General features: G+C 66.8%; 21 protein-coding genes. 5 read left to right on the top strand and 16 right to left on the bottom strand.

Annotated features, from left to right (window positions below; genetic code table 11):
* The first annotated feature begins 54 nt into the window (after positions 1–54).
* Positions 55–285 (top strand): hypothetical protein, encoded by a 231-nt coding sequence (locus tag AC4ELH_RS25235; protein WP_064883919.1) that lies wholly within the window; start codon positions 55–57, stop codon positions 283–285.
* Here the strand turns inward: AC4ELH_RS25235 and AC4ELH_RS25240 are convergent.
* Complete coding sequence (locus tag AC4ELH_RS25240) at positions 268–1,029, bottom strand: alpha/beta fold hydrolase (protein WP_498887471.1); 762 nt, start codon at positions 1,027–1,029, stop codon at positions 268–270. The two genes, AC4ELH_RS25235 and AC4ELH_RS25240, sit on opposite strands and share 18 nt — an antisense overlap.
* A 39-nt stretch (positions 1,030–1,068) precedes the next feature.
* Here AC4ELH_RS25240 and AC4ELH_RS25245 point away from each other — a divergent pair, with 39 nt between their 5' ends.
* From AC4ELH_RS25245 to AC4ELH_RS25260, 4 genes are read left to right on the top strand one after another with little or no spacing between them, the layout of a single operon-like run.
* Positions 1,069–1,386 (top strand): antibiotic biosynthesis monooxygenase family protein, encoded by a 318-nt coding sequence (locus AC4ELH_RS25245; RefSeq protein ID WP_448445434.1) that lies wholly within the window; start codon positions 1,069–1,071, stop codon positions 1,384–1,386.
* On the top strand, positions 1,361–2,725 hold the full coding sequence (locus AC4ELH_RS25250; protein ID WP_207549087.1) for a serine hydrolase: 1,365 nt from the start codon (positions 1,361–1,363) through the stop codon (positions 2,723–2,725). Before AC4ELH_RS25245 ends, AC4ELH_RS25250 begins: the two co-directional genes overlap by 26 nt.
* Before the next feature lie 18 nt (positions 2,726–2,743).
* Complete coding sequence (locus tag AC4ELH_RS25255) at positions 2,744–4,201, top strand: serine/threonine-protein kinase (protein ID WP_498887474.1); 1,458 nt, start codon at positions 2,744–2,746, stop codon at positions 4,199–4,201.
* On the top strand, positions 4,198–4,710 hold the full coding sequence (locus AC4ELH_RS25260) for a hypothetical protein (RefSeq protein WP_448445430.1): 513 nt from the start codon (positions 4,198–4,200) through the stop codon (positions 4,708–4,710). The genes AC4ELH_RS25255 and AC4ELH_RS25260 overlap by 4 nt, the downstream gene beginning before the upstream one ends.
* Before the next feature lie 33 nt (positions 4,711–4,743).
* On the opposite strand, the gene AC4ELH_RS25265 is transcribed toward AC4ELH_RS25260, so the two are convergent.
* The 15 genes from AC4ELH_RS25265 to folP all read right to left on the bottom strand — a co-directional run bounded on the left by AC4ELH_RS25265 (position 4,744) and on the right by folP (position 18,533).
* Positions 4,744–5,295 carry a histidine phosphatase family protein gene (locus tag AC4ELH_RS25265; protein ID WP_064883927.1) on the bottom strand — a complete coding sequence of 184 codons (552 nt, stop codon included), beginning with the start codon at positions 5,293–5,295 and terminating at the stop codon, positions 4,744–4,746.
* A 16-nt stretch (positions 5,296–5,311) separates the two neighbouring features.
* A complete protein-coding gene (locus AC4ELH_RS25270; RefSeq protein ID WP_498887477.1) occupies positions 5,312–6,076 on the bottom strand; it encodes a CbtA family protein in 765 nt (254 codons plus the stop codon).
* A 21-nt stretch (positions 6,077–6,097) separates the two neighbouring features.
* Positions 6,098–6,313 carry a CbtB domain-containing protein gene (locus AC4ELH_RS25275; protein ID WP_064883931.1) on the bottom strand — a complete coding sequence of 72 codons (216 nt, stop codon included), beginning with the start codon at positions 6,311–6,313 and terminating at the stop codon, positions 6,098–6,100.
* A gap of 247 nt (positions 6,314–6,560) precedes the next feature.
* A complete protein-coding gene (gene clpC1 / locus AC4ELH_RS25280) occupies positions 6,561–9,089 on the bottom strand; it encodes an ATP-dependent protease ATP-binding subunit ClpC (RefSeq protein ID WP_498887480.1) in 2,529 nt (842 codons plus the stop codon).
* Positions 9,090–9,381: 292 nt separating this feature from the next.
* Positions 9,382–9,723, bottom strand: coding sequence for a histone-like nucleoid-structuring protein Lsr2 (gene lsr2, locus AC4ELH_RS25285; protein ID WP_036442478.1), 342 nt, complete (start codon positions 9,721–9,723; stop codon positions 9,382–9,384).
* 131 nt (positions 9,724–9,854) lie between these two features.
* Positions 9,855–11,378, bottom strand: coding sequence for a lysine--tRNA ligase (gene lysS / locus AC4ELH_RS25290; RefSeq protein ID WP_463806264.1), 1,524 nt, complete (start codon positions 11,376–11,378; stop codon positions 9,855–9,857).
* A gap of 134 nt (positions 11,379–11,512) precedes the next feature.
* Positions 11,513–12,328 (bottom strand): type III pantothenate kinase, encoded by an 816-nt coding sequence (locus tag AC4ELH_RS25295; RefSeq protein WP_064883937.1) that lies wholly within the window; start codon positions 12,326–12,328, stop codon positions 11,513–11,515.
* The gene (panD, locus tag AC4ELH_RS25300) at positions 12,328–12,744 is read right to left on the bottom strand and encodes an aspartate 1-decarboxylase (RefSeq protein WP_064883940.1); all 417 of its coding nucleotides are present in this window, start codon (positions 12,742–12,744) and stop codon (positions 12,328–12,330) included. Before panD ends, AC4ELH_RS25295 begins: the two co-directional genes overlap by 1 nt.
* Positions 12,744–13,688 carry a pantoate--beta-alanine ligase gene (gene panC / locus AC4ELH_RS25305; protein WP_064958134.1) on the bottom strand — a complete coding sequence of 315 codons (945 nt, stop codon included), beginning with the start codon at positions 13,686–13,688 and terminating at the stop codon, positions 12,744–12,746. The genes panD and panC overlap by 1 nt, the downstream gene beginning before the upstream one ends.
* Positions 13,685–14,668, bottom strand: coding sequence for a Rossmann-like and DUF2520 domain-containing protein (locus AC4ELH_RS25310; protein ID WP_498887483.1), 984 nt, complete (start codon positions 14,666–14,668; stop codon positions 13,685–13,687). The genes panC and AC4ELH_RS25310 overlap by 4 nt, the downstream gene beginning before the upstream one ends.
* A gap of 80 nt (positions 14,669–14,748) precedes the next feature.
* Entirely contained in the window at positions 14,749–16,239 is a 1,491-nt protein-coding gene (locus AC4ELH_RS25315) for a DUF6779 domain-containing protein (RefSeq protein WP_498887485.1), read from the bottom strand.
* A gap of 78 nt (positions 16,240–16,317) precedes the next feature.
* A complete protein-coding gene (locus AC4ELH_RS25320) occupies positions 16,318–16,794 on the bottom strand; it encodes a DUF3180 domain-containing protein (protein WP_064883945.1) in 477 nt (158 codons plus the stop codon).
* On the bottom strand, positions 16,794–17,330 hold the full coding sequence (folK, locus tag AC4ELH_RS25325) for a 2-amino-4-hydroxy-6-hydroxymethyldihydropteridine diphosphokinase (protein WP_064958137.1): 537 nt from the start codon (positions 17,328–17,330) through the stop codon (positions 16,794–16,796). Before folK ends, AC4ELH_RS25320 begins: the two co-directional genes overlap by 1 nt.
* Entirely contained in the window at positions 17,327–17,701 is a 375-nt protein-coding gene (folB, locus tag AC4ELH_RS25330) for a dihydroneopterin aldolase (RefSeq protein ID WP_448445418.1), read from the bottom strand. The genes folK and folB overlap by 4 nt, the downstream gene beginning before the upstream one ends.
* Positions 17,694–18,533 carry a dihydropteroate synthase gene (gene folP, locus AC4ELH_RS25335; protein ID WP_448445654.1) on the bottom strand — a complete coding sequence of 280 codons (840 nt, stop codon included), beginning with the start codon at positions 18,531–18,533 and terminating at the stop codon, positions 17,694–17,696. Before folP ends, folB begins: the two co-directional genes overlap by 8 nt.
* Positions 18,534–18,540 lie beyond the last annotated feature (7 nt).

Consider the following 18,540-nt stretch of genomic DNA (forward strand, 5'->3'; position numbering starts at 1 on the left):
AGGTGTCAGCGCTGCCACTGTTGGCGGTATATATTCCTCACAACAATTACTGCCATGACTGTTGCACTTGCCCTGATCATCCTGATCTCACCCTTCGCGGTCGCCGCCGCGGTGAGCTGGGCGGCACGGCGCAGCAATGTCCTGCGCTTCCGCCTGGATCTGTTCGACCTCAACCAGCCCGACTACGAGACCTACCGCGCGGGCCACGACCTCGATGCGATCCGCAGCCGCTTCGAGCACCAGCCGTCGTGGCCGAGCGCTGGGGCCCTAGGCGAGCGTCGTTAGGAAGCCGGTCACGGCGTCTCGGTACACCTCGGGTGCATCGTCATGGATCAGATGACCCGCGCCGGGAACGTACAGATACCTTGCGCCCTGGCCGGTTTCGGCCATCTGACGCATCTGCCCCGGCGGCGCCACCGAATTCTCCGCCTCCATCAGCAACGTCGGCACCTTTACTTCCCGCCACTGCTGCCAGTAGTCCCGCGTTCCCCACTGGGCGGCGATGTCCAGCCACCACTGCGGGTACCCGTGCAGCCGCCAGCCGGTGGCCGTCCGGTCGAAAGCCTCGAGAAAGTACTGACCTGCGACGGGTCCGAACTCGTCGTAAACCTCTTGCGCCGAGGCGAACTCGACCGGGAGCGCATGCACCCACGGCTCCCACGGCCCGGTGGTGCGGCCACGGAAATCGGGGGCCATGTCCTCGACCACCACTGCCTTGACCAGTTCCGGCCGGGCCGCGGCCAGACACCACGAATGCAACGCGCCCATGGAGTGCCCCACCATCATCACCGGCCGCCCGAGGACCGCCACGGCATCACCGAGATCCGCGACGAAACGCTCGGTGCTGATCGGATGAGGATCGACCACATCGCGCCCGCGGTGCCACGGAGCGTCGTACGTGTAGACCTCACCCAACCCGGTCAACCACGGCAATTGGCGTGACCAGGTGCTGCCGCGGCCCATCAGGCCGTGTACCAGCACGATGGGCTCGCCGCGCCCTCCTCGGTGGGTGAGTAGATCTGTGACCATCCCGTTATCTTGCCGGGCAGCCACGGTAGCCTGAACACCATGCCCGTCGTGAAGATCAACGCCATCGAGGTCCCGCCCAACGCCGGCCCCGAACTGGAGAAGCGCTTCGCCAATCGCGCACACTCCGTCGACAACGAGCCCGGATTCCTGGGCTTCCAACTGCTGCGTCCGGTCAAGGGCGAAGACCGCTACTTCGTGGTGACGCAGTGGGAGACCGAGGAAGCCTTCCAGGCATGGGCCACGGGCCGCGCCGCCGAGGCACACAAGGGCGAGCACGCCAACCCGGTCGCGACCGGCGCGTCACTGCTGGAGTTCGAGGTTGTGCTGGACGTTGCAGGGCCCGCTGCCCAGGCGTAGCCGCGGCCGGACGCTGCGCCGCACGGTTGGCCTGACGGCCATCACGGCGGTCGCCGCGGCCCTGGCTTGTGGCTGTTCGCCCAACGTCGCGCCTGCGGCAGAAGTGTCCTACGGCGCGCACATCGACACCATCACGCCGCCTGGCCTGCGGGCCAAGCAGACCATGGACATGCTCAACTCCGACTGGCCGATCGGCCCCATCGGCGTGCGCACGCTGGCCGCCCCCGAAAAGGTCGATCTGGTGGGCACCAAGATGGACTCGATCTGGTGGGATCGACCGTTCAAGGTCACCTCGGTGGACATCGGTGCCACACAGGCGACGTTGCATGTGCTGACGTCCTACAACGTGGCCCAGGACATCGCACTGCGGACCAACGACGCCGGCCTGGTCGACCGCTTCGACGTCACCCTGGTGCCGCCGAAGATCGAACAGTGGTCCGACATCGACACCGAGCTGACCAAGTCCGGCGCGCGTTACTCCTACCGGGTGTCCAAAGTGAACAACGGGAAGTGCGAGCAGGTCGCCGGCACCAACACCGACATGTCACTACCCCTGGCTTCGATCTTCAAACTGTATGTACTGCTTGCGGTTTCGGACGCAGTCAAGGCCGGCACGCTCAGTTGGGACGATCACCTCACGATCACCAAGGAAGGCAAGAAGCTCGGCTCAGCCGGGCTGGACAAACTTCCCCCCGGCGCTCAGATCACGGTGCGGACGGCCGCCCAACAGATGATCTCGGCCAGCGACAACATGGCCACCGATCTGCTGATCGGCCGGATGGGCCCGGCCGCGGTGGAACGCGCCCTGGTGACCGCGGGACACCACGATCCGGCCAGCATGACCCCGTTCCCGACCATGCACGAGGTGTTCTCGGTCGGTTGGGGCGAACCGAATCTCCGCGACCAGTGGAAGACCGCCTCTCCCGCCGATCGGGTCGCGCTGCTCCAGCAGACCAATGCCCGTCCCTACGAACCGGATCCGTACCGCACCCACACTCCCGCATCCAACGACGGGCTGGAGTGGTTCGCCAGTGCGGCCGACATCTGCCGGGTACATGCTGCGCTGCAGGCCTCGGCCTACGGTGCAGCCGCGCCGGTGAAGGACATCCTCTCCGCCCTACCCGGAATCGATCCGGATCCCGACAAGTGGAAGTACATCGGCGCCAAGGGCGGCAACCTGCCCGGCGATCTGACGTTCAGCTGGTACGCAGTCGACTACACCGGGCAGCCGTGGGTGTTCAGTTTTCAGCTGAACTGGCCGAAGTTCCGTAGCCCGACGGCAGCGGGCTGGTTGTTGCAGATTGCCAAGCGGGCATTCGCCATGGCGCCCGTGGGCTAGCTCGGTACGATCCGCTGCATGCCGCTGCAGACGGGGTCGAATTTCGCGGGGTTCACAGTGGTGCAGCCGCTGGGCTCGGGCGGGATGGGCGAGGTTTATCTGGTCGAGCACCCGCGCCTGCCGCGCCACGAGGCCCTGAAGATTCTCCCGGCCAGCGCCTCCCAAGATCCCGGCTACCGCGACCGGTTCACCCGAGAAGCCGAACTGGCTTCGAGCTTGTGGCATCCCAACATCGTTGCCCTGCACGACCGCGGCGAGGCCGACGGCCAACTGTGGATCTCGATGGATTACGTTCGCGGCCAGGATGCCGCGAATCTGGCGCGGGCGCATCCCAGGGGTCTGCCGCTGGTCCAGGTGACGGCGATCGCCACCGCGGTCGCCTCAGCCTTGGACTACGCGCACGGCCACGGGATGTTGCACCGCGACGTCAAGCCCGCCAACATTCTGCTCGGTGAGAGCGACCACGCCGATCAACGCATCCTGCTCGCCGATTTCGGCATCGCCCGCCGCACCGGGGACATCAGCGGACTGACCGCAACCAACACCACGGTGGGCACCGTGGCCTACGCCGCCCCCGAGCAGTTGCTGGGCGCGCAGCTCGACGGCCGGACCGACCAATATGCCCTGGCGGCCACGGTGTTTCACCTCTTGGCGGGCGCACCGCCGTTCGTCGACACCAATCCTGCGGTGGTGATCGGCAAACACCTCAGCGCGGCACCGCCTCCCTTGTCCCAGTTCCGGCCGGAGCTGGCCCGACTGGACCCCGTTTTCGCGCGAGCGTTGGCCAAGTCCCCCGCCGACCGCTATCCGAAGTGCTCAGATTTTGCGCAGGCACTCACCGGTGCCGCATTCGCTGCGCCGGAGTCGATCCATCATCAGATGACGATGCCGGCGGCGGTCGCGTCGCAGGCTGCGGCACCGACACACTTCGCCGTCCCCACCGGAATCCCAACAGGGTTCGGCGCCCCGGCGGCATCACCTCGCGGGACAGCTGCAGCGGTGGCGGTCATGCTGGTGCTTCTCGTGTTGCTCGCCGGCGCGGGCGGATTCACCGCCTGGCAATGGTCGCGTCCCACACCTCAGGCTGCTGCCTCGACGCAGTGGAAGCCGTATGCCGACTTCGCCCAGGGGTTCACCGAACGGATGATGTCCATCAGTGCGCAGACAAGTGAGGCCGACGTCGGCTGGATCCTGGACAACGCGACCGGAAAGTTCCACGACCAGTTCGCGAAAACGCGTGACACTTTCGTCCAGACGTTGAAAGCCACCGGCGTGACGACGACTGCGAGCACCAAGTCGGTGGCACTCAAGTCCATCGACTACCACGACGAAGGCGCCGTTGTTCTCATCGCGGCGACGGCTCAGCCCAAGAACGACTCCGGGGGCGACCAGGCTCCCCGAAATTGGCGGCTGATCGTCACCGTCGAGAAAGTCGACGGTGCCTTCAAGGCCTCGAATGTCGAGTTCGCATCGTGACCGGCCGCCAGACTGCTCTGTGGATCATCAACGCCGCGTTGGCCGTTGGTATCGCGGCGCTCGCTGTGTTCGGCGGTATTCAGCTGATCGTGAAGAGTCGCCCGGCACCGGTTGCGCTCGCGGATCAGGCCGATCTACGACAGGCCGTCACCGACGCCGCGGCGACCAGCACCACGAAGATCCTGTCCTACTCCTCCGACACCGTCGAGCAGGACGTGGCCGCGGCTCTCGCCGTCACCACCGGCGACTTCGCCGACTACTACAAGAACTTCACGGAAACGTCCGTCATCCCCGCCGCGCAGCAGAAGCACGTCAACACCACGGCAACCGTTGTGCAGTCCGGCGTCATCTCCATCGACAACCCCGACACGGCAGCAGCTTTGGTGTTCGTCAATCAAGTCACCACCAGCGCGGACAACCCGGACCCCTCCACCAGTCAGAGCGCGGTGCGGGTGGGCATGAAGAAGGTCGACGGACAATGGCGCATCGACAGTTTCGACCCCCAGTGACCTGACCGGCAACCGGATTACTGCGCAGCCCGGTCATCCGGTGTTGCGCAGCGTCCAGGCCTGGCCGCGGAAATTCATGACGGTGCGGCTCATCGGCGCGATGTCGATGCGCCAGAACGATTTCGGTGGTGCATCCAATGCAACCAGGATGGCCGCGCGGATCACCGCGGGGTGGGTGACGGCCACCAGCCGTCCCCGCGCCGAGGCCAGGCTGTCCATCCAGCCGTGCACCCGTTGGACGAGACCGACCACCGACTCGCCGCCGTGTGGTGCCCGAGTCGGGTCGGTCAGCCAGACCGCCAGGTCCGCAGGCTGGACACCGCTCAGAACGGTCCCGCGCCAACTCCCGAAGTCCAGATCGGCCAACTGGGGTTCGACCGCCGCCGGCAGACCGAGGAGTTCCGCGGTCTGCCGGGCCCGTTTCTCCGGCGCGCAGTAGGCCGCGTCGACGACACCGAGGTCGACGGTCGCATCGGCCTGCCGATGGCCCAACTGGTTCAGCGGTTCGTCGTTGGGGAATCGTCCGGCCGCCATGGCGTCGGTCATCGCATGCGACACCAACGACAGCCGGACGACCTCACTCATCGAGAATCACCGAAAGTCACGCGCTGACGGACTGCTTCTTCTCGTCCAGCACCTTCGCTGCCAGGGCACCGAACACCAGTCCGATCGTCACCCAGATCACCACCTGGGTGCCCAGCGAATACAGCCGGAACTCGTAGAGGTCATCGGCGGGGAACGTCGACGGCGTCTCATGGATGCCCGGCAGGATCAGGAACACCACGGCCATCGACACCACGTAGTCGGCGACGCCGACCAGGCTGGCATTCCACACCCCCAGCTTCGGCGTGAGCCGACGCGTCAGCAGGATCGAGCCCACGAACAGCGCCGCCGAGAGCACGACCAACAGCACGTACAGGAGGGTCCGCTGCTTGATCGTCTCGTCGAGGCTCACCGCCGGCGGGTTGGGCGGGTACTTGAGCGCGGGGACGATCCACAGCGAGACCAGCATGCCGCCGGCGGTCAACGCCGCCACTGCCCGCGCCGAGAGGTTGATCCGGCCATACACGACGCAGAACACGACGGCCAGCAGCGCGCCCATCGCGACGCTGAAGATCAGAACACCAAGACCCATCCCGATGTTCGACTGCACGCCGCGGGTGAACACCTCGGCGCCTTCGCCGCCGTGGGAATGCCCGCCCGCACCGTGTGCTTGTTCGGCGGCCTCATGTGCCGCGCCGACACCGTTCTCGAAGTCGATGGCTCGGCCGATGACCGGTTCGATCAGCAGCTTGGCCCAGAGGAAGGCGAGCACGCCTGCTAGGGCGCCGGCCAGGATGCCGCGCCCGATGAGTTGTCTTTCCATTTGTCCGGTATCTCCGCTGCGTCAGTGGCAGGGGAAACCGAGCAGGTGGCGGGCATCGTGCACGAACTCGTGCACGTAGGTGTTGTTGCCGAACACGGACGTCGCACCCTGATCCATGCCGACGAAGTAGAGGGCCAGCAGGGCGACGAACGCCGACAGGGTCAGCCAGAGCACCGCCTTGGTCGCCGACAGGTCGATCGGCCGGGCATGGACCTTGCGTGCGTCAGTGGAAGTCATCTACGTGCCTTTCCGGGAATTCGCGTCCCAGTCCGTGTCATGACAGGTCAGGGTCTGACTTTTACAGTGGCGCGGCCGTCTTGGATTCTCACCAAGTTCCTTTGCCTGTCGATTACAGCAGCATCCTAACTACCGCGCAGGAGTTCTCCCTACGGCAGGTATGAAATCGGCATGAAAAATGCCCCCGCCAATTGCGGCGGGGGCATTCTTCGTCTTGGACCTTGTTGCGCTTCGTCGCCGGAGGCGACTATTCGGCCGTCGCTGCGGCCTTGGCCAGATCCGGGCCGTCGGAGCCGGCTGCCTTGGGCGCACCGGAGAACGTGAACTTCGCGTCCTCCCCGGCACCTTCGCCGTCCCAGCCCTCGACATCGACCGTCACCAACTGGCCGGGGCCGAGCTCGTCGAACAGGATCTTCTCGGAGAGCTGGTCCTCGATCTCGCGCTGGATGGTGCGCCGCAGCGGGCGGGCACCGAGCACCGGATCGAAACCGCGCTTGGCCAGCAGGGCCTTGGCCTTGTCGGTCAGCTCCATGGCCATGTCCTTGGCCTTGAGCTGGTTTCCGACCCGGCCGATCATCAGGTCGACCATCTGGATGATCTCGTCCTGCGTCAGCTGGTGGAACACGATGATGTCATCGATGCGGTTGAGGAACTCAGGCCGGAAGTGCTTCTTGAGCTCGTCGTTGACCTTCTGCTTCATCCGCTCGTAGTTGTTCTCCCCGCCGCCTTGGGAGAAGCCCAGCCCGACAGCCTTGCTGATGTCGGAGGTTCCCAGGTTGGAGGTGAAGATCAGCACCGTGTTCTTGAAGTCGACCGTGCGGCCCTGACCGTCGGTGAGACGGCCGTCTTCCAGAACCTGCAACAGGCTGTTGTAGATCTCCTGGTGGGCCTTCTCGATCTCGTCGAACAGCACGACCGAGAACGGCTTACGGCGCACCTTCTCGGTGAGCTGGCCGCCCTCTTCGTAGCCGACGTAGCCCGGAGGGGCACCGAACAGCCGCGACGCGGTGAAGCGGTCGTGGAACTCACCCATGTCGATCTGGATGAGCGCGTCGTCGTCGCCGAACAGGAAGTTGGCCAGCGCCTTGGACAGCTCGGTCTTACCGACACCGGACGGGCCGGCGAAGATGAACGAACCGGACGGGCGCTTCGGGTCCTTCAGACCGGCACGGGTACGGCGGATCGCCTTGGAGACAGCCTTGACGGCGTCTTCCTGGCCGATGATCCGCTTGTGCAGCTCGTCCTCCATGCGCAGCAGGCGCGTGGTCTCGGCCTCGGTCAGCTTGAACACGGGGATGCCGGTCCAGTTGCCGAGCACCTCGGCGATCTGCTCGTCATCGACCTCGGCGACAACGTCGAGATCGCCTGAGCGCCACTGCTTCTCACGCTCACCGCGCTGAGCGACCAGGGTCTTCTCCCGATCGCGCAGGCTCGCGGCCTTCTCGAAGTCCTGCGCGTCGATCGCGGACTCCTTCTCCCGGCGGGCGTCGGCGATCTTCTCGTCGAACTCGCGCAGGTCTGGCGGAGCGGTCATCCGGCGGATACGCATCCGGGCGCCGGCCTCGTCGATCAAGTCGATGGCCTTGTCCGGCAGGAACCGGTCGTTGATGTAGCGGTCGGCCAGGGTGGCCGCGGCCACCAGCGCACCGTCGGTGATCGAGACGCGGTGGTGCGCCTCGTAGCGGTCACGCAGACCCTTGAGGATCTCGATGGTGTGCTCGACCGTCGGCTCACCCACCTGGACCGGCTGGAACCGGCGCTCCAGGGCGGCGTCCTTCTCGATGTACTTGCGGTACTCGTCGAGGGTGGTGGCACCGATGGTCTGCAGCTCGCCACGGGCCAGCTTCGGCTTCAGGATCGAGGCCGCGTCGATCGCGCCCTCGGCGGCACCCGCACCGACGAGCGTGTGCAGCTCGTCGATGAACAGGATGATGTCGCCGCGGGTGTTGATCTCCTTGAGCACCTTCTTCAGGCGCTCTTCGAAGTCACCGCGGTAGCGGCTGCCGGCCACCAGCGACCCCAGGTCGAGGGTGTAGAGCTGCTTGTCCTTGAGCGTCTCGGGGACCTCGCCGTGCACGATGGCCTGTGCCAGGCCCTCGACGACGGCGGTCTTGCCGACGCCGGGCTCGCCGATCAGCACCGGGTTGTTCTTGGTGCGGCGGCTCAGCACCTGCATGACCCGCTCGATTTCCTTCTCACGGCCGATGACCGGATCGAGCTTGCCCTCCATCGCGGCGGCGGTGAGGTTGCGGCCGAACTGATCGAGGACCAGAGAGGTCGACGGGTTGCCCGACTCGCCACCACGGCCACCGGTACCGGCCTCGGCGGCTTCCTTGCCCTGGTAGCCGCTCAGCAGCTGGATGACTTGCTGGCGCACGCGCGTCAGCTCGGCGCCGAGCTTGACCAACACCTGCGCGGCGACGCCCTCGCCCTCACGGATCAGGCCGAGCAGAATGTGCTCGGTACCGATGTAGTTGTGGCCGAGCTGCAGCGCCTCACGCAGGGACAGCTCGAGCACCTTCTTGGCGCGCGGCGTGAAGGGGATGTGACCGGACGGTGCCTGCTGCCCCTGGCCGATGATCTCCTCGACCTGGCTGCGCACGCCTTCCAGCGAGATGCCCAACGACTCCAGCGACTTGGCGGCTACGCCCTCGCCCTCGTGAATAAGACCCAACAGGATGTGCTCGGTCCCGATGTAGTTGTGGTTGAGCATCCGGGCTTCTTCTTGCGCCAGGACGACGACCCTGCGGGCACGGTCGGTAAATCTCTCAAACATCGGTGGTTACCTGCTCTCCATCGCGTAGCGATACCCGCGTACGGCTTCGTTATATCGGTTTTCTCGTAGCCCGCACGTAGTACCTACCGTCCACTCTAATGGGCGGCCGTCCCGGGTGCGGAGGTTGGACCCAGGACAAGCTGTCCACATCGAGTGCTGCAGATGAGCAACGCTGCCGGTAGACGATTCGTTTCCGCAAACCGCCTGATTCGGGTTCGCCACTAGCGAAAAACTCCGGACCGGGAATTCTCACCGGTCCGGAGCTGGCAACTATCGGTTACGTTGCGGTCGTCTATGTTGCGGCGTGGAATGCGTCGATGACATCGGCGGGGATGCGGCCGCGCGTCGATACGTTGTGGCCGTTCCGACGGGCCCATTCGCGGATGGCGGCGCTCTGCTCGCGATCGATGGCACCGCGGCCACGGGCCGGGCCTGCCGCCCGTCCACGCCGACGCCCGCCGACCCGGCGGCCGGCCTCCACCCACTGCTTCAGATCGTTTCGGAGCTTGGTCGCGTTTTTCGAGGAAAGGTCGATCTCGTAGGTGACACCGTCGAGCCCGAATTCGACCGTCTCATCGGCGGTGGCTTCGCCGTCGAAATCGTCGACCAACGTGACGGTCACTTTCTTAGCCATTACCCCGCACCGAACCCTTCTGCCTACGCATTGGTGACTTACGCCTGAGTATCCTGCACCCGCGCCCCAATGTGCCACAAAACACGCACATTTCCAACAACGGGTCGGTCAGGGCAGTTCAGTTGTGTGACTCAGTTACTGTGACGACGAACAATCGGGAACAAAACCGTCTCTCGAATAGACAACCCCGTCAACGCCATCAACAAGCGATCGATACCCATTCCGGTACCCGTGGTCGGCGGCATCGCGTACTCCAATGCGGCAAGGAAATCGTCGTCGAGAACCATTGCTTCATCATCACCGGCGGCGGCCGCACGCGCCTGGGCCTCGAATCGTTCCCGCTGGATTACCGGGTCGATGAGTTCGGAATATCCGGTAGCGAGCTCGAAACGCCGTATGTACAGGTCCCATTTCTCGGTCACCCCGGGAATGCTGCGGTGGGCGCGGGTCAACGGCGAAGTCTCGACCGGGAAGTCGCGGACGAACGTCGGGGCCCACAGCTTCTCACCGACGGTGTGTTCCCAGAGTTCCTCGACCAATTTCCCGTGTCCGTAGCCGCGGTCACGCGGAATCTCCACCTCGAGCCGGTCGGCAATAGACCACAAGTACTCCACTGAAGTCTCCGGTGTGATCTCCTCACCCAGAGCCTCGGACAACGAAGGATACATTTCCAACGTGTCCCATTGCCCGTCCAGATCGTAGATAGTGCCATCAGGCAATGGCACTTGACGGGTTCCGATCGCCTCGTCGGCAACTTCTTGAATAAGTTCCCGGGTGACTACTGCGGAATCGTTGTAGTCACCGTAGGCCTGATATGTCTCCAACATCGAGAATTCCGGCGAGTGCGTGGAATCAACACCTTCGTTACGGAAGTTCCGATTCAACTCGAAAACCCGGTCAAATCCGCCGACGATGCACCGCTTGAGGAACAGTTCCGGCGCGATACGCAGGTACAGATCCACATCGAGCGCATTCGAGTGCGTAATGAACGGGCGGGCCGCCGCCCCGCCGGCCAGCGTCTGCAGCATGGGCGTCTCGACCTCAAGGAAGTCCCGGCGTTCCAGTGCCGACCGCACTGCCCGCACCACCGCCACCCGCTGACGCGCGATGCTGCGCGCCTCGGGACGCACGATCAGATCGACATAGCGCTGACGGACCCGCGCTTCTTCGCTCATCTCTTTATGAGCAACGGGCAGGGGGCGCAGGGCCTTGGCCGCGATCTGCCACGAGTCGGCCAGCACCGAGAGTTCGCCGCGCTTCGAGCTGATCACCTCGCCGTGAACGAACACGATGTCGCCGAGGTCCACATCGGCCTTCCAGGCATCCAGTGACTCCTGGCCCACCTGGGCCAGGCTGATCATCGCCTGCAGCTGCGTACCGTCACCCTCCTGCAGCGTCGCGAAGCACAACTTTCCGGAATTGCGCGCGAACACCACCCGGCCCGAGACACCGACCGTCACGCCGGTCTGGGTGTCGGCGGTCAGGTCCGGATAGGCGCTGCGCAGTTCAGCAAGAGTGTGGGTACGCGGAACGGTCACCGGATAGGGTTCGCGCCCCTCGGCCAGCAGCCGTTCCCGCTTGGCCTGACGAATCCGGAACTGCTCGGGAAGGTCGGCCTGGGACTGGGACGCGTCGTCGCGATCGGCTGGGCTCACAAAATGCCAGCTTAAATGAACACGCGAACGCACAATTGCACGCCGACGAGCCGGCAGGGGCTATCCGCACTCTGACGGGGACAGACTGCCGCCCCGGTGTGCACAACCTCACAACAAAGGCGAATTGGTTCTGCTCACCTGGCGGGCTTGAGCCGGCCGCGCTGGCTGTCGCGGTTGCGCTCGAACACCAACCGCAGGCCGTCGAGTGTGAGGTGGCGGTCGTAGTGCTCGACTGTGCGCAGGTCCGGCAGCACCAGCGGCGCGGTGTAGCCGGTGGCCACCACCGCGACGTCGTCGCCGGCGAATCCGTCGACATCCTCGCGGATCCGGTGGACCAGCCCGTCGACCAGTCCGGCGAACCCGAAAACCGCGCCGGCCTGCATGCACTCGACAGTGTTCTTGCCGATCACCGAACGCGGACGGGTCAGCTCGACCCGCCGCAGTGCCGCCGAGCGGGCCGCGGCCGCATCGGAGGACACCTGAACACCGGGCGCGATCGCCCCACCCAGGAACTCTCCCTTGGCCGACACCACGTCGACACAGATCGACGAGCCGAAATCGACGATGATCGCCGCCGTGCCGTACTTGTGATAGGCGGCAAGGCAGTTCACGATCCGGTCCGCGCCGACTTCCTTGGGGTTGTCGACCAACAGCGGGATACCCGTCCGCACACCGGGTTCGATCAGCACGTGCGGCACCGTCGGCCAATACTGCTCGAGCATCAGGCGCACCTCATGCAGCACCGACGGCACCGTCGACAGTCCGGCGGCCCCGGTCAGATGCTCGGAGTCGTCACCGATCAGGCCGTCGAGGGTGAGCGCCAACTCGTCGGCAGTCACCTCGGACTCGGTCCGGATCCGCCACTGCTGCACCACTTTCGCGTGATCCCCTGAACCGGAGATCAGCCCGACGATGGTGTGGGTGTTGCGGACATCGATGGCGAGCAGCATCAGCGCGGCGACATCAGTTCGGACACGTCCTCGGGAACGTAGGCCGGATCGTGGCCGTGCTCACCGAGGTCGACCTGCTTGTTGTCGGCGTCGACGAACACGATCCGCGGCCGATAGGCGCGGGCCTCGGCATCCTCCATCACGCCGTAGGCGATCAGGATGACCAGATCGCCCGGGTGGATGAGATGCGCTGCGGCACCGTTGATCCCGATCACCCCGGTGCCACGCTCGCCGGTGATGGCGTACGTGACCAGGCGGGCACCGTTGTCGATGTCGACGATCGTCACCTGCTCGCCTTCGAGCAGGTCGGCCGCCTCCATCAGGTCGGCGTCGATGGTCACCGAGCCGACGTAGTGCAGGTCGGCCTGCGTCACCGTGGCGCGGTGAATCTTCGATTTCAGCATGGTGCGCTGCATCAGTTCCTCCAGGGCAGTTCGTGACTCTCGCCGTCGCCGACGCGAGGATGTCCGTCGATTCCCGCCGACGCTCCGATGTCGACAGAGATGTTGTCCAGCAGTCGAGTTCGGCCCAGTCGGGCGGCCACCAGCAGCCGGGCCTGGCCTTCACTCGGCGCGGGGCCCAGCATCGGGTCACGCACCTCCAGGTAGTCGACGTCGATGGCGGGCACCTCGTCGAGGACCGCCCGCGCCGCATCGACCGCCGCCGATGCCCCGCCCGCCGCCGCATACTTGCCGGCCAGCAGGGCCGCCGACAACGCACCGGCCTGTTCCCGCTCGTCGGCATCGAGGTACCGGTTGCGCGACGACATCGCCAGTCCGTCGGATTCCCGGACGATGGGCACCCCGACGATCTGTACGTCGACGTTGAGATCGGTGACCATCTGCCGGATCAATGCCAGTTGCTGGTAGTCCTTTTCGCCGAAGAAGGCCCGGTCCGGCCGGACGATCTGCAGCAGCTTGAGCACGACCGTCAGCACACCGGCGAAGTGCCCCTGGCGCGACGCGCCTTCGAGTTCATCGCCGGCCGCCCCGGGCTGCACACTGGTGCGGGGACCGTTGGGATACATGTCCGAACCCGTTGGGGTGAAAGCGATCTCGACGCCTTCGGCACGCAGCGCGGCCAGGTCCTCATCGAGGGTCCGCGGATAGGCGTCGAGGTCCTCGCCCGGCCCGAACTGCAGCGGGTTGACGAAGATCGACACGACGACGACCGCGCCGGGCACGCGCTTGGCCGCCCGGATCAAAGTCAGGTGACCTTCGTGTAATGCACCCATGGTGGGCACGAGGGTGACCCGGCGCCCGCTGGTGCGCAGGGCTCGGGTGACGGCTGCGACGTCGGCGGGTGCCGAATAGACGTTCAGCTCGCCGGCGACGAACTTGGGCGTGGTGCTGGGGGTCATCTGTGACTCGTTTCAGGGCGGTTTTCGGGACCTGTTTCCGGGCTCGTCTCCCGGAGAGCTGCGAGCACGCCCGCAGGCGCCTGGGCACGCTGGGCCGTACGCAGTGAGTCGGCCCGATATGCCTGGGCCAGTTGAGGATCCAGTGCGCGCAGCGCCTCCAGATGTGCGGTCACCGCAGCGGCATCCCCGCGTGCCACGGGTCCGGTCAACGCGGCCTGGCCGCGTTGCATCGCGTTGTCCAGCGCGGCCCGGGCCAGCGGGCCCACCACACGTTCGGCCAGGCCACCGGGGGCATCGTCGACGAGTTCCTGACCGAGCAGCTCCTGCCCGCGCAACGCGGCCCGCAGGGCGTCGACCGCATCGAGCACCAGCGTGACCAGGTGGTTGCTGGCATGCGCCAGTGCCGCGTGGTACTGCGTTCTGGCGTGCTCGGGCACCCGGAACGGCTCACCACCGATTTCGAGCACCAGCGACTGGCCGATCGCGTAGCCCACCTCATCGGCGGCGGTGATCCCGAAGCAGGTGTCGGGCAGCCGTGCGATGTCCTCGTCCGAGCCGGTGAAGGTCATCGCCGGATGGATGGCCAGCGGGATGCATCCCTGCTCGGTCAACGGGGCCAGCACCGTGACCCCGTTCGCACCGGAGGTGTGCACCACGATCGTGCCGGGCCGTACCGCACCGGTGGCGGCCAGACCCGACACCAGAGACGGCAGCTCAGAGTCGGGGACCGTCAACAGCAGCAGTTCGGCCCGCTGGGCCACCTCGGGAACAGGCAGGACGGAGGTTTCGGGCAGCCGGCGCTGCGCGCGCAGCCGCGACGCCTCGGATATCGCGCTGCACGCCACCACCACGTGTTCGACGCGTTCCAGCGCATAGCCCAGCGCTGTGCCCACCCGACCAGCGGAAATGACGCCGACGCTGAGCCTGGCCGGACGCAATCCCTCAGGCGGGGACCACCCGTTCGCAGGGGGCTGCTGCATCGCAGACGACCTCACAGGTTGAAATAGTTCTACGTTCCAGTCCCGCGTTGCGGGTACCGGACGGTCGTCACGAGACTAGCTCACTCCTCGCGGCGCCTGCGACGCCCGCCTTCGGGGCGACCTGCCTGAAACCGTGCCAGCAGGTCGTTCACCGACTGCCCGTCGGCATGATGCCCGTTCGGCGGCTCAGGCTCGTCGTCGCTGCGGTGCCGCGACGCCCGACGCGGCGGCTCGGGTGGTTGCGAGGACTCGGTGACCAAGGCCGGCGACGGCTGAGCCGCCGCGGGTCGACCGGGATCGACTCCGGCTGAATGACGGCCCCGAGGCGGTTCGGGGGCCTGGCCCGGCGACATCGCGGGCGCCGGAGCCGGTTCGGGTTCGGGGGCCGGTTCGGGGGCCTGCGCTGGTTCGGCCGTGGGAGCGGGAGCCGACACCGGGCTCGATTCGGGGGCGCGACGCCGGCCGACGTACTCAGGTGCGGCGCCGTTCTGTGCCACCGGCGCAGCCCAGTTGCTGCCCGGCGCGCCCGCGGGAATCCACTGCCCCTCGGCGGGTGCCGGTTGCCAGCCCGTGGCGGCAGGTTCGGCAGCCGGTTCCGGCGTGCTCGGGGGCTCGGGTTCCGGCGCTTCGATGGTGGGTGACGGCTGCATCGGCGGCATCGTCGGCGGAGGTGGAGGCGGCGCCCAGGTCGAAGGTGGCTCAGACAGCCTGCGGGCGGCCGGCTGAGGTTTCGCCTCCGGCCGCGGCTGGGGCTCCGGCCGGGGTTCCGGCCGGGACACCGGTTGCGGTTCTGGCCGCGGCTGAGGCTGAGGTTCCTGTCGCGGGGGTTCCGGCTGTCGCGGGGGTTCCGGCTGACGCGGGGTTTCTTGCTGACGAGCCGGTTCCGGCTGACGCCGGCGACGGCGGGCAGGTTCACCGGCAGGCGTCGGCCGCGACGGCAGCCGATGCACCCCGCCCGAGGTCCCCCAGTCGCTCTCCGGTGGATGCGGTTCGGCCGGGACATCGATGATCGGGCTTTCCTGCGTGCGCGACATGCGAATGTCGGTGACCTCGACCGCCGGTATGTCCAGGCGACTGGCGGTGACCCGGCCCGCGGTCCGCACCGCGCTCTTGTCGGTCTCGATGGCCGGCCGGTCCACCAGCTCGGTGTCGAACAGGATCTCGAGGTTCGCCCGCAGTGCGGCCAGCTCGGAGCGCAGTGCGGCCACTTCGTCGGCGGCCTGGGCACGCAGCTCGGAGGCCAGCTCCCGGCGCAACTGGGTCTCGACGGTCAGCTCGTACTCGCGCCGCGCCGAGATCTCGCGGTCCAGCTGCAGGTCGTAGACGAACTTCAGATCACGGGCCTTGGCCTGGTCCAGGTCACTCTGGCGCCGGTAGATGACGGAGACGAAGGCCGCCACGACGGCAGCCCACAGGGCCAGGATGACGGCGAGCTTCAGCAACTCGACGCGATCGGTGAACACCAATGCGGAACTGGCCAGAATGGCGAGCACCAGCAATACCGTTAAGAGCAGCCAACCTGGCCTTCGGCCGCCGCGCCGTGGCCGGCCGCCGCGGGGCAGAACGGTCATGCGCCGACTGTACCCGTCAGGGGTCATCTAGCCCGGGGACCGCTGCGGCGATTCGGCCAACTACCTGGCCGAAATCGTTCACTCGGTGGCGGTATCGCCGTTGTCCGGCGGTTCCTCCGGGGACTTGCAGCAATGCTGCAGCCACACCGCCGCGACGATCAGCGCCACGGCACTGACCGCGGCCACCACCGCGCCGGGAGTGTCCTCGCCGGCCACCCTCAGATCGCCGCGCCGCGGCAACAGGTACACCAGCACCCCGATCCACCAGCCCGCCACGATGGCACCGACCCAGGCCGAGGCCTTGGCGATGACAACGGACCGGGCGACGGTGAGCGGGTGCAACCGGCCCGCCCCGACCCCGATCTGTCCGTCGTTGATCCTGGCCCGCACATAGAACGCCCAGCCCGCCTCGGCGATAGCGACCGCCAGTAGGGAGAGCCCGGTCCAGATCGTGAGCGGCGGGAACCACCGGTAGAGCACTCCGACCAGCACGTAACCGACGATGGCGACGACCGCCACCGCGCCGGCCAGGTCGCGCTTGCGGGTCGGACCCATCAGTCGGCCGCCGGTTCGGTGTGAAAGTCCAGCGCCAGATCGGTGGGCCTGACCCCGGCGCGTTCGGCGGGGTCGATCTCCTCGAGCAGGTGTGCGACCCGCCGGGACCGGCCGACGACGGTCAACGTGGCATCCGGATCCACCGCCAGCCACGGGATCAGGACAAAGGCGCGCAGGTGAGCCAGCGGGTGCGGCAACGTCAGGTCCTCGTCGCGGGACAGCACCTCCACGTCACCGTCATGGCAGGTGACCAGGTCCACGTCGAGGGTGCGCGGACCCCACTTCTGTTCCCGGACCCGGTCGGCCTCGTCCTCGAGCCGCTGGCCGCGCCGCAGCCAGTCGTGGCAATCGAGGCCCGGGTCATCGGCGAGCAGTACCGCATTCAGGAAGGGACTCTGTTCGACTCCGCCCCAGGCGTCGGTCTCGAACACCGGCGACACGGCGCGAACGGCGTTCCCCAGTCCGTCGACCACTGACTGCAATCGGGCCAGCCGGTCGCCGATGTTCGACCCGATCGAAAGGACGGTGGATGTCATTGGGTAGCCCCACGGCGCGACCGGCGGGCCACCACCGCCACATCGTCGAAGGTCAGCGGAATCGGGGCACTCGGCTTGTGCACGACAACCTCGACCGCGTGCAGACGCTCGTCGGCCATGACGGCGTCGGCGATCTCGGCCGAGACCGTCTCGATCAGGTTCCGCGGCGGGCCCGCGACGATGTCGGCGGCCAGCTGGGCCAGTGCGCCGTAATCGAGCGTGTCGGCGAGATCGTCGGTGGCCGCCGCCCGGCGCAGGTCCACCCATGCCGTGATGTCGACGACGAACTCCTGGCCGTCGCGGCGTTCATGGTCGAACACACCGTGGTTGCCGCGAACCCGTAAGCCGCGCAACTCAATCCGATCAGCCAACCTGACCTCCAGATTCCCAGGCTTCCAGTACGGCGAGCGCGTCGACGGAAGCCACCACATCGTGCACCCGAACACCCCAGGCTCCGTGCTGGGCCGCCAGCAACGAGATCGCCGCGGTGGCGGTCTCCCTACCGTCCGGTGGCCGCAGGGTTCCGTCCGGTCCGGACAGTAGGGCGCCGAGGAAGCGTTTGCGTGACGCACCGACCAAGACGGGGATCCCGGTCGCGATGAATTCGGGCAAGGCATGCAACAGGGCCCAATTGTGCTGCGCGGTCTTGGCGAATCCCAGCCCAGGGTCGATGATCAACCGCTCCGGGGCAACGCCCGCCGCGACCGCGGCGTCGACCGCGGACAGCAGTTCGGCCCGAACCTCGGCCACCACATCTCCGTAGGCCGGAGCACGGTGCGGCTGCTCGGCACCGACCGAACGCCAGTGCATCAGGATCCACGGCACCTTCGCCTCGGCGAGCAGTGGCGCCATGTTCGGGTCGGCCAGGCCGCCGGACACGTCGTTCACGATGTGCGCGCCGTGTTCCAGCGCCACCCTCGCCACATCGGCGTGCATGGTGTCGATGCTGACCGTGATGCCTTGGGAGGCAAGCGCTTCGATCACGGGGGCCACCCTGGACGCCTCCACCGCAGGGTCGATGCGCACCGCACCGGGCCGGGTCGATTCCCCACCTACGTCGATGATCGCCGCCCCGGCCGCGGCCAGCGCCAGTCCGTGTTCGACCGCGCGGTCGCGGTCGATGAACCTGCCACCGTCGGAGAAAGAATCGTCGGTGACATTCACCACCCCCATGACCTGCACGCGCTGCCCGCGAAGGTCCATCGGCTCG

Source organism: Mycobacterium shunyiense, assembly GCF_058270075.1.

Bases quoted from the DNA above. Each gene is read 5' to 3' on its own strand.
- lsr2 (WP_036442478.1), bottom strand. From the start codon at position 9,723: ATGGCTAAGAAAGTGACCGTCACGTTGGTCGACGATTTCGACGGCGAA.
- AC4ELH_RS25235 (WP_064883919.1), top strand. From the start codon at position 55: ATGACTGTTGCACTTGCCCTGATCATCCTGATCTCACCCTTCGCGGTC.
- AC4ELH_RS25265 (WP_064883927.1), bottom strand. From the start codon at position 5,295: ATGAGTGAGGTCGTCCGGCTGTCGTTGGTGTCGCATGCGATGACCGAC.
- AC4ELH_RS25275 (WP_064883931.1), bottom strand. From the start codon at position 6,313: ATGACTTCCACTGACGCACGCAAGGTCCATGCCCGGCCGATCGACCTG.
- AC4ELH_RS25270 (WP_498887477.1), bottom strand. From the start codon at position 6,076: ATGGAAAGACAACTCATCGGGCGCGGCATCCTGGCCGGCGCCCTAGCA.
- AC4ELH_RS25240 (WP_498887471.1), bottom strand. From the start codon at position 1,029: ATGGTCACAGATCTACTCACCCACCGAGGAGGGCGCGGCGAGCCCATC.
- AC4ELH_RS25245 (WP_448445434.1), top strand. From the start codon at position 1,069: ATGCCCGTCGTGAAGATCAACGCCATCGAGGTCCCGCCCAACGCCGGC.
- panC (WP_064958134.1), bottom strand. From the start codon at position 13,688: ATGACCCCCAGCACCACGCCCAAGTTCGTCGCCGGCGAGCTGAACGTC.
- AC4ELH_RS25315 (WP_498887485.1), bottom strand. From the start codon at position 16,239: ATGACCGTTCTGCCCCGCGGCGGCCGGCCACGGCGCGGCGGCCGAAGG.
- panD (WP_064883940.1), bottom strand. From the start codon at position 12,744: ATGCAGCGCACCATGCTGAAATCGAAGATTCACCGCGCCACGGTGACG.
- AC4ELH_RS25320 (WP_064883945.1), bottom strand. From the start codon at position 16,794: ATGGGTCCGACCCGCAAGCGCGACCTGGCCGGCGCGGTGGCGGTCGTC.
- clpC1 (WP_498887480.1), bottom strand. From the start codon at position 9,089: ATGTTTGAGAGATTTACCGACCGTGCCCGCAGGGTCGTCGTCCTGGCG.
- AC4ELH_RS25295 (WP_064883937.1), bottom strand. From the start codon at position 12,328: ATGCTGCTCGCCATCGATGTCCGCAACACCCACACCATCGTCGGGCTG.
- folK (WP_064958137.1), bottom strand. From the start codon at position 17,330: ATGACATCCACCGTCCTTTCGATCGGGTCGAACATCGGCGACCGGCTG.
- folP (WP_448445654.1), bottom strand. From the start codon at position 18,533: ATGGACCTTCGCGGGCAGCGCGTGCAGGTCATGGGGGTGGTGAATGTC.
- AC4ELH_RS25255 (WP_498887474.1), top strand. From the start codon at position 2,744: ATGCCGCTGCAGACGGGGTCGAATTTCGCGGGGTTCACAGTGGTGCAG.
- AC4ELH_RS25310 (WP_498887483.1), bottom strand. From the start codon at position 14,668: ATGCAGCAGCCCCCTGCGAACGGGTGGTCCCCGCCTGAGGGATTGCGT.